The sequence below is a fragment of the Dickeya sp. MK7 genome (assembly GCF_000406305.1).
Classification (GTDB): domain Bacteria; phylum Pseudomonadota; class Gammaproteobacteria; order Enterobacterales; family Enterobacteriaceae; genus Dickeya; species Dickeya fangzhongdai.
Map to the genome: position 1 here is coordinate 3,383,189 of NZ_CM001984.1, position 8,994 is coordinate 3,392,182.

Annotated in this window: 7 protein-coding genes and 1 tRNA gene; 3 read left to right on the forward strand and 5 right to left on the reverse strand. The window is 54.5% G+C overall.

What is annotated here, in order from left to right; all coding sequences use genetic code 11:
• Position 1 precedes the first annotated feature (1 nt).
• Positions 2-820, reverse strand: coding sequence for a type II secretion system protein GspC (gene gspC, locus DXXMK7_RS14540; protein ID WP_038919720.1), 819 nt, complete (start codon positions 818-820; stop codon positions 2-4).
• A gap of 879 nt (positions 821-1,699) precedes the next feature.
• On the reverse strand, positions 1,700-2,026 hold the full coding sequence (locus tag DXXMK7_RS14545; RefSeq protein ID WP_038919721.1) for a hypothetical protein: 327 nt from the start codon (positions 2,024-2,026) through the stop codon (positions 1,700-1,702).
• Between the two features lie 135 nt (positions 2,027-2,161).
• Here DXXMK7_RS14545 and gspB point away from each other — a divergent pair, with 135 nt between their 5' ends.
• Positions 2,162-2,782 carry a type II secretion system assembly factor GspB gene (gene gspB / locus DXXMK7_RS14550; RefSeq protein WP_038919722.1) on the forward strand — a complete coding sequence of 207 codons (621 nt, stop codon included), beginning with the start codon at positions 2,162-2,164 and terminating at the stop codon, positions 2,780-2,782.
• 34 nt (positions 2,783-2,816) lie between these two features.
• Here gspB and outS read toward each other — a convergent pair whose 3' ends face one another.
• Positions 2,817-3,218 (reverse strand): GspS family T2SS pilot lipoprotein variant OutS, encoded by a 402-nt coding sequence (gene outS / locus DXXMK7_RS14555; RefSeq protein WP_038919724.1) that lies wholly within the window; start codon positions 3,216-3,218, stop codon positions 2,817-2,819.
• 155 nt (positions 3,219-3,373) lie between these two features.
• The gene (alaC, locus tag DXXMK7_RS14560) at positions 3,374-4,615 is read right to left on the reverse strand and encodes an alanine transaminase (protein ID WP_038919725.1); all 1,242 of its coding nucleotides are present in this window, start codon (positions 4,613-4,615) and stop codon (positions 3,374-3,376) included.
• A gap of 417 nt (positions 4,616-5,032) precedes the next feature.
• On the opposite strand from alaC, the gene DXXMK7_RS14565 reads away from it, so the two are divergent.
• Positions 5,033-5,893, forward strand: a complete 861-nt coding sequence (locus DXXMK7_RS14565) for a D-amino-acid transaminase (RefSeq protein ID WP_038919726.1) — start codon at positions 5,033-5,035, stop codon at positions 5,891-5,893.
• A 93-nt stretch (positions 5,894-5,986) separates the two neighbouring features.
• Here the strand turns inward: DXXMK7_RS14565 and DXXMK7_RS14570 are convergent, their stop codons facing one another.
• Entirely contained in the window at positions 5,987-8,431 is a 2,445-nt protein-coding gene (locus DXXMK7_RS14570; protein ID WP_038919727.1) for a DUF3772 domain-containing protein, read from the reverse strand.
• Positions 8,432-8,766: 335 nt separating this feature from the next.
• Here DXXMK7_RS14570 and DXXMK7_RS14575 point away from each other — a divergent pair.
• A tRNA-Arg gene (locus tag DXXMK7_RS14575) sits at positions 8,767-8,843 on the forward strand.
• Positions 8,844-8,994 lie beyond the last annotated feature (151 nt).

The window sequence follows — 8,994 nt, forward strand, 5'->3', positions numbered from 1 at the left end:
GTTACTCGTCTCCCCCAAATTCCATATAAATATCCTGACGCTGACCATCCCGCTCCACCGTCAGGGTAAAGTTATGCACATCAGCCATGCGTTCCATGGCTTTTTTCGCCTGCTCTTCGTCACGTAAATCCAACCCGTTCAGGGCAACGGCCATGTCGTTATCCTGAAGTCCGACGCGGTAGAATGAATCGCTCTTCGGCCCCGGATTCAACCGGTAGCCCTGCAGCTTGCTGTCGTTCATGATCGGGGAGAAAGAGACGTAATCGCTCATGGTGGTGGATGCGCGCTGCTGAAGTTGCTCGTTGACCTGCGCGCCAGGGACGCCGTCCTGGCCGTTATCCTCCTGACCGTATAATCCCAGCACTTCATAACGCCCCTGATACTGCAGCACCACTTTATCCGGCCGGATCGATACGATTCTGGCGTTATAACCGGGAACCTCTTCATTGACGCCGCGACTGAACTGTTCGTTGTCTTTGCTGATGATGGCGATAGAACGGGAATCGTCGTCGCCAGCCATAACGCCGGTCAGCGAAAGATTCAGCGTAGAAGGAGGCAGATTGCTCATTTGCGACGCATCCAGCGCGCCCGTCTTATTTTTCTCGGGAGAAACGCCGAATAACGTAAAATCATTCAGGGTGACAGGCTGCTGTCTGGCCTGTGCCGGGGTAATCTGCACGCTGGCGACCGGCACATTGTCCGGTAAACCAATACGCCAGAAGATCATGGCCAATTGCTGACAAAAGAGCAGCATCAGCAGATAAAATAAAATCCGTCTGATGACAGACGGAGATAGCGGTGGCAGTTTCGAGATATTCATCTGCAAACATTATCCCTATGTGTTCGCCGATTATCCTTGCCACGTTCACGAACGTGGAATAAGGGCCATACAGCGCCGGTTTTCGGGGGCATGGCAGCCATTCCTGAAAGCGACGCTTCTGCATTGTTGCTGTCTTAATGCCGCACCGGCCATATAAGCCGCCTGCCCGGATAACGGATTACTCTCTCGCCAACCGATTCGCCGGAAAGGCCGTGAGCGCCAGCATGAAATTCATGTTCCGACCGTTTTCAGCCAGTCACGTCACGCATGTACTCAACCTGTCTGCAATCGTGTTACTGGCTGACAGGCATCCTGTTTCCTGTTTATGCCAGGCGATCTGCACGCAATATCACCGTGCCGGATAAGGCTAAAACGCCCAATAATATAACTCAGGTTAATGACAAGACAATCCCCCGGTCAGCAACCATTTTTCCCACTATTTTCCGATAAACGCCTGACGCAATCGGCCATGCTCGCATTTACCGTTGCGTCTCAGGAGCGGGAAAATATTCTGCGACACAAGAAAATTACATCTCATTTACACACTTACTTCATATCATGGTGGATATTACCGATTCACACGATAAATGGCATTTATACCCGTCATACTTCAAGTTACAGATGCGTTGGCTTTCCTCACTCACCCCAGTCACTTACTCATGTAAGCGCCTGGGGATTCGCTGCGTCGCCGCCTTCCTGCAACTCGAATTATTTTGGGTATATCTACCCAATAACCGAGCTTACGCTTATTATCTGTACAAGCTACAGGCATAGTCCCTTAATTCTAACGCCTCGGTTATCTATGCCGGGATGCGGGACGATAACGAGTCGAACATCGCACGAATAATATTTAATAACGGTTCATTTAATCACCAACCGTTATTTGCCATCCTGCCGTACGTTAATCCAACCACAATCATGCCGGTATTCACGCACACGCACTGGCATAATTGCGTTGCGACCATTGAGCAATGGGATGATAGTATGTTTGCCATACACCTTTAGCCATGCTCTACCTGCACCAATGCCGATACCCGTTCTGCCGTTGTCACTACCGCCTCTTTGCACACTGGCAAACAGAAACAGCGGCATTATGATAGTAAAACGCCGTTTCATTAAAACATATTGCCGGTTTTTTTTTGCGACCAGCCTCAAAGTTTTACCGGCATTAATGATCAGCGTAATAGAATGTTGTCGAAATGGCATTCAGGTCACATAAATGGGATGAAACGTTGATTATTCCTTCTCATTCCCTGAAAAATGAGGCATCAGACGCTCCATCAAGATCTGTAATGGTGCGCTCAGGATGAGCGTCAGGTTGTATAACGTTTGAGGTAAAACGTGAAAAAAACACCGGAAGTGACATCATCAATCCAGACCGGTTACCGCATCCCCGGTTATTTGCTGGTTGTCTACGCGCTGCTGCTGTTCGCGCTGGGTTGGTTTGGTCATCAACGCTGGGCGGATGTCAGCCCTCCTTCGCTTTCAGTCCCCACTGCGGCAATTGCCGCCCCGCCGATCAAGATCGTCGCGCCTGCAACAGCAACAGTCGCCGAGGCTACGCCCCCGCCTCAGGCCGCTACGGATAACAGAGAAACCGCGACCTCGCCAGATGCCGCAGCGGAAGATAAGCCGCTAAAATCCGCGGTCGGCTGGCAAACGGCCAAACCCGGTGAGCTGCCTTATATCGCTTTCAGCGCGCATGTCTATACATCTGATCCGGACAAACGCAGCGTGACCCTGAACGGAGAACGCTACCGGGAAGGCGACAGCCCGTATCAGGGGTTAGTGATCGAGCAGATTGAGCAGGATATGGTGATCTTCAGCTTTAACGGCGAAGCGTTCATTCTGGATTCGTTACAGGATTGGCCGGGCGGGAAACCGGGCGCTGACGCCGCACAGGTCAATGACCCGGAGCCGACGTCAAAACCGGAAAAAACGCTCAGAACAACGAAGAAATAACACAGCAACTGCACATCATGCAGTTGCTTCTCTCTTAGCGGACGGTGCGCATGGCGTCAAGAAACGGCGTCATGGCGCGATTGAATGAAGAGCACTGCGTCGCTTTCGGCGTGCCGTCTTTCAACAGCCCCTGATACAGGTTCTCGCTCAATTGCGGCAAAGATTGATAGCGACTGGTATCCCAGCCTTTTTGCGCCGCCACGTTCACCGCCGTTCTCAGGATGGTGCCGTCATCCGGCAAATCGCTGCGCTCACACTGCACCCGAAGGTATTTACTGGCCGCCACCAATGACGCCAACTGGCTGATTTGCTCATTAGCCGGCACGCTGGCCGCACTGCGGGAAGCGGTGTTTTTCACCGGCGCCGGTGCCTGACAGGCAGCCAGACTCAGGCAACAGACACCAAAAAGGACCACTTTTAGCGAAGATACATGCATGACTCGACTCGTCTTATTAATTAAGTTCCATCTCTGGGATGCCCGGATTGGACATCCGCTTAGCAAATCATTATCCCTTTGCCGCCACAAGCGGCGGCAAAGGACTGCGTGATCAAACCATCAGAAAAATATTTCTGCAAGTGCGCCCGACAGGCTTACTCGCCCTTTTTACTGCCGGACAACAAGTTATTGCCGGACAACACCCCGTCAGCCCGGAACATGGCTTTGATGCCGCGCACCGCCTGCCGAATGCGATCCTGATTTTCAATCAATGCGAAACGCACGTGCGTGTCGCCGTAATCGCCGAATCCAATACCGGGCGATACGCAGACTTTCGCTTCCGCCAGCAGGCGCTTGGCGAACTCCAGCGACCCCAGATGGGCGTAGGCGTCCGGAATCTTCGCCCACACATACATCGACGCCTTCGGTTCATCCACCATCCAGCCAGCTTCATGCAGACCGCGCACCAGCACATTACGACGCTGACGGTACTGCTCGGCAATATCGCGCACGCACTGCTGATCGCCTTCCAGCGCAGCAATCGCCGCCACTTGCAACGGCGTGAACGTACCATAGTCGTGATAACTCTTGATACGCGCCAGGGCGCTCACCAGCTCCGGGTTACCAACCATGAAACCGATGCGCCAGCCCGCCATGTTGTAGCTTTTCGACAGCGTAAAGAACTCCACCGCGATCTCTTTGGCGCCGGGAACCTGCATAATCGACGGCGCTTTCCAGCCATCGTAAACGATGTCGGCATACGCCAGATCATGCACCACCAGCACCCCGTACTGTTTGGCCAGCGCCACGACCCGCTCAAAAAAATCCAGCTCCACGCACTGTGCGGTCGGGTTTGACGGAAAGCCCAGAATCATCATCTTAGGCTTGGGAATACTTTCGCGGATCGCCCGCTCCAGCTCGTTGAAGAAATCAACGCCGTCAACCAGCGGCACCGAGCGCACCTGTGCGCCGGCAATCACCGCGCCATAGATGTGGATCGGATAACTGGGGTTGGGCACCAGCACGGTGTCGCCGTGATCGAGCGTCGCCAGCATCAGATGCGCCAGACCTTCTTTGGAGCCGATGGTGACAATCGCTTCGCTTTCCGGGTCAATATCCACCTGATAGCGATCGGCATACCAGCGGGAAATCGCCCGGCGCAACCGGGGAATACCGCGCGATGTGGAGTAACCGTGGGTGTCTTCACGCTGGGCCACCGTACACAGTTTTTCGACAATGTGCGGCGGCGTGGGGCCATCCGGGTTACCCATGCTGAAATCAATAATGTCCTCACCCCGACGACGGGCGGCCATTTTCAGCTCAGCAGTGATATTAAAAACGTAAGGGGGGAGACGTTCGATGCGCGAGAAACGGCGCGGAGAATTAAAATCAGCCATAGGATCCTCAGGATAACGTGAGCGCCCGGACCGTCCGAGCGACGCCTGGCCCGCAAAACGGACCGTTATTCACCCTATCCCAGTTGGCAGAGACTTGTCGAGATCGCCTGGCGATTATTTTTTGTCACCCACATTTCAGCTTGCTGATGAGGCGTCAAGGTTAACCGCCGCCGACGTCTCTTTGCCGCCTTTTTCCTGTGACAGACTGTTGCAACGCTCTTTCACCCAATCAAAGAAATCAGTATCTTTATGCGCGGTTACGACGCGCGACAATCTTTGCCCCCAATGCCTCCGACTGCTGCCGGCAGAACTGCCCGTCCGATTCCTGAATTTTCTTTCATGCCTGAAGCCATTGCCTCCCATCAATACGGCAGTGCGGCATGGTTTTTATGCCCGACATCATTAAGGAGTGTTGTCATGCAGCGCAGTGTTTATGTTGATGGTCAGTACCTGCCGGAATCTCAAGCCACCATTTCGGTGTTCGATCGCGGTTTTCTGTTTGCCGACGCCGTCTATGAGGTGACGTCCGTCATCAATGGCGGGTTGGTCGATCTGGATGCGCATCTGGTGCGGCTGCAACGTTCCTGTCGCGAGCTATCCTTATCTCTGCCGGTGTCGATCGATGACCTTAAAACCATCCACCAGCAACTGATTGAACGAAACCACCTGCAGGAAGGCTCGATTTACCTTCAGCTCAGCCGCGGCAACGGCGGCGATCGCGATTTCTACTTTCCGTCGGCCGAGGTCAGACCGACGCTGGTCCTGTTCACCCAGGATCGTCCGATCATCAATCATCCTAAAGCCGACACCGGGTTGTCCGTAGTCACCTGCCCGGATATCCGCTGGCATCGCCGCGATATCAAAACGGTCAGCCTGCTGGCCGCCTGTATGGCGAAAGAGTACGCCCACGCCCATCAGGCAGACGATGCGCTGTTAGTCGAAAACGGTTTTGTCACCGAAGGCACCTCCTGCAACTGCTATATCGTGCTGGAAAACAATACCGTCGTTACCCGCCCGCTGAGTCACGACATCCTGCACGGCATTACCCGTCAGTCCCTGCTGAAACTGGCCGAGCAACAGCAGATTGCTGTAGAAGAACGCCCATTCACTCCGGAAGAAGCCTGGCAGGCGCGGGAGATCTTCATCACTTCCGCTACCTCATTTGTCTTGCCGGTCGTGAAAATCGACGGTCGTCAGGTAGGTGACGGCAAACCAGGTCCGGTCACACGCTGCCTGCGCGACATCTACATCGAGATGGCCCACGCGCAGACACGTTAACCCACTCACGTTGCGGGCCGGCTCGTCATCCAAGCATGAAAGCCGGTCTGCTTCTGTTTGCCGTGATGTGTTGCACGCACACAGCAACCGCTGTTACTGTCTGGGCAACGCATCCGCCTGCAACGCAGCAACATCTACATTGCTTTCCAGCACCATTTTCTGCGGCACCGCCAACGGAATACTCTCTGTTCTCAGGCGCTTGATGATATCGAACAACAGATCGCTTTTGGCCGACGCCACCATGCGCGGGCTGCCTACATATCCGGTCACGCTGAGCACCATGCCATTTGGGGTCAGTTGGCTGAACATCACCGACGGCGCCGGGGTTTCCAGAATTTTTTCATGCGCGTCGTAGGCATCCAACAGAATGTTTTTAACCACATCCGGATCAATATCCAATGGGAAGGTCAGCGCCAGTGTCGCCACCCCCTGCGGATTACCCATGGTAATGTTGCGCACATTCTGTGAAATAAACTGGGAGTTGGGCACAATCACCGTAGAACGATCCCCCAACTGAATTTCCGTAGCGCGCACATTGATGCGCCGGATATCTCCCTCAACGCCACTGATGTTAACCAGATCGCCCACTTTGACCGGCCGTTCAGTCAGCAGAATCAGCCCGGAAATAAAGTTCTTCACGATCTCCTGTAAACCAAAACCAATCCCGACCGACAGGGCGCTGACAATCCACGCCAGCTTGCTCCACTCGATACCCAGCGTCGCCAGCGTCAGCAGAATAATCAGGATGTAACCAATATTGGAATACAGCGTCACCAGAGAAGCCTTGATACCGGCTTCCAGCGTAGTTTTCGGAAAGAATTCGTGCTCAAGCCAGCGGCGGGATACGCGCAGGCTGTAAATGCCGATAACCAGCAGGACCACGGCATTAACCAAATGGGCGGGGACGATACTGATGGACTCCAGGCCCTTCCCACCCCAGATCTCCACCGCTTTCTGCACCAGATCAACCGGCGTGGTCGAACCAAACGTGCCATTCAGCAATGCCACTACGGCCATCAGAATCAACAGCACTTTCAACCCGGCGGACAAAATAGCCGCGGCCTGATCCAGATGACGATCATCCAGATTCAACGTTCGTTTGATCTGCCGTCCGCTGGCAAAAGCCGGGGAAAACAGGCTTTCACACACGTCTTCCACAAAAGTGGTCGACAAGTACAGCAGGGATAGCACCATGCCGACCCACACCAGTTCATACGTTAGGAAACGCGCCAGCGAGATATAGCCAATCAGCAGCGACACCAGCACCGCCAGCGTGGTCAACAGTACGGCCAGATGAATCAATCCCGACAGGGTTGAGCGCGCTTCAGGCGTTTCGCCGGCTTCCACCATACGCCGGCGAATCTGATCGCTGCGCAGGGCTATCGCCCCGGATGTCAGCGCCAGAAATAGTGACGACAGGCCGTTGCCGACTATCGTCACCCCCACCGAAATGCCGCTGATAGTATTGATCTGCTCAATTACCCCAAAAACAACGATAAAGCCGGTGGCGATAATCGAGAAAGGCTCCATCGCCCGCGCCACCGGGTTGGCAATCGCCGGCAGGCGCCACGACGGACGTTTATTGGAAAGAAAAGCCCGCCCAAGCCCGGAAATCATCGAACAGAACACCACCAGCCGGACCAGGCTTTCCATGAATCCCTCGGCACGATCGGTCACATCGCCATGACGAGTGAAAACATAATCCACCAGCAGGACCGCCAACCCCATCGTCAGCACAGTGGAAAACACCACCGCGATAGCCAGAAAACTGCGTCTCAGACGACCTTCCGGCAGCAAATGAATGCCCGCCCGCGCCAGATATTTCTCCAGTAGCTTTCGCCCCGCCGTACTCAGCGCCGCCGCCAGCAGCAGAAAAAACGCCGACCCGTAACGCCATCCGGGTTGCCAGGCGGCAATAAACGCCTCGCTCAGGTCATCCTTCAAATCGGATAACCGCTCGATGTCTTCCTGCATCGGCTTGATAATGGGTGACCAAAAGCGGCTGCCAAGAATACTGCCGGAGTTGAGCGCCAACTGATTTTTCAGCGCATTCCGGCGCAGCGCCAGAATCTGCGTCGACAGGTTCTCCGCCCCGGTTTTTATCGCCTGCACCTGACTGGCCTGCGTATCCAGTTTCTGTTTCTGCTGGTTAAGCGTGGCGCGCTTACGCGTGACCTCGGCGGTTTCGTTCACGGCGGCCTGCGGCTGCGGCGCCGGCCCCAGAACGTCCAGTTGCGCCTGCAATTGCGCACGCATCGGCGTCAGGATGCCGGCGAGTTTATCCGCATTGGCGACCAGTCCCAACGTGGTATCGTTCAATACATTGAGTTTGGCGTCAGTGGTGGCGCCGGACACCTGTTGTTTGATGCCATCAAGCTGTTTCTGCAGCTTTAGCAGTTCGGTATCCACATTCACCTTGTCCGCGGTTTCCTCCTGCCCATCCGGCGCAGGATCCGTCGCGGCCATACTTACCGAACTGAAGGCAAACAGCGCCACCAGCAGCATCCAACCGTAAATTCCGAGTAGCCCTTTACGCATACACCCAACGTGCCCTTGATACTGTCGTCAACCGGTGCGGTAATTCCTACGCCGGTTGCCCTGGGATGAAACAGAAACCTGCAGCGATACCCGCAGGCGAGATGGCTAATAACTTACTCAGCAATGGAGGTAAAACTCAAACAGATATCGCCGAAACTGTCCGATTTGCGAGATCGCTTCCGATGTGCCGGCTTCATTTGCAGGAATAACAGCGAGCTATACGAAGGTTGTTCAGGGATTCGCCGACCAGTCCAAATCGCGCGCCAATTCATTGACTCATCAGGGATGCCCGGTATAATCCAGCCCACATCGCCAAGCGACTGTATCCCATCAAGGCGCCCTTAGCTCAGTTGGATAGAGCAACGGCCTTCTAAGCCGTAGGTCACAGGTTCGAATCCTGTAGGGCGTACCATCTCAAGTTCTCCCAGACTCTACCGAATTCAACAAAACCCCGTTATATTCATTGATACCACTAGGATTCTCTGTCGCTGAGCTCCACCGAGGTCAACCCAGCATACTGGAAATCAAGTCGATGTTGGGGGCCTCTATGGGGGCTCTTCTTG

Excerpts from the sequence above, each read along its gene's own strand:
- gspC (WP_038919720.1), bottom strand. The coding sequence starts at position 820 with ATGAATATCTCGAAACTGCCACCGCTATCTCCGTCTGTCATCAGACGG.
- DXXMK7_RS14545 (WP_038919721.1), bottom strand. The coding sequence starts at position 2,026 with ATGCCATTTCGACAACATTCTATTACGCTGATCATTAATGCCGGTAAA.
- outS (WP_038919724.1), bottom strand. The coding sequence starts at position 3,218 with ATGCATGTATCTTCGCTAAAAGTGGTCCTTTTTGGTGTCTGTTGCCTG.
- alaC (WP_038919725.1), bottom strand. The coding sequence starts at position 4,615 with ATGGCTGATTTTAATTCTCCGCGCCGTTTCTCGCGCATCGAACGTCTC.
- DXXMK7_RS14565 (WP_038919726.1), top strand. The coding sequence starts at position 5,033 with ATGCAGCGCAGTGTTTATGTTGATGGTCAGTACCTGCCGGAATCTCAA.
- DXXMK7_RS14570 (WP_038919727.1), bottom strand. The coding sequence starts at position 8,431 with ATGCGTAAAGGGCTACTCGGAATTTACGGTTGGATGCTGCTGGTGGCG.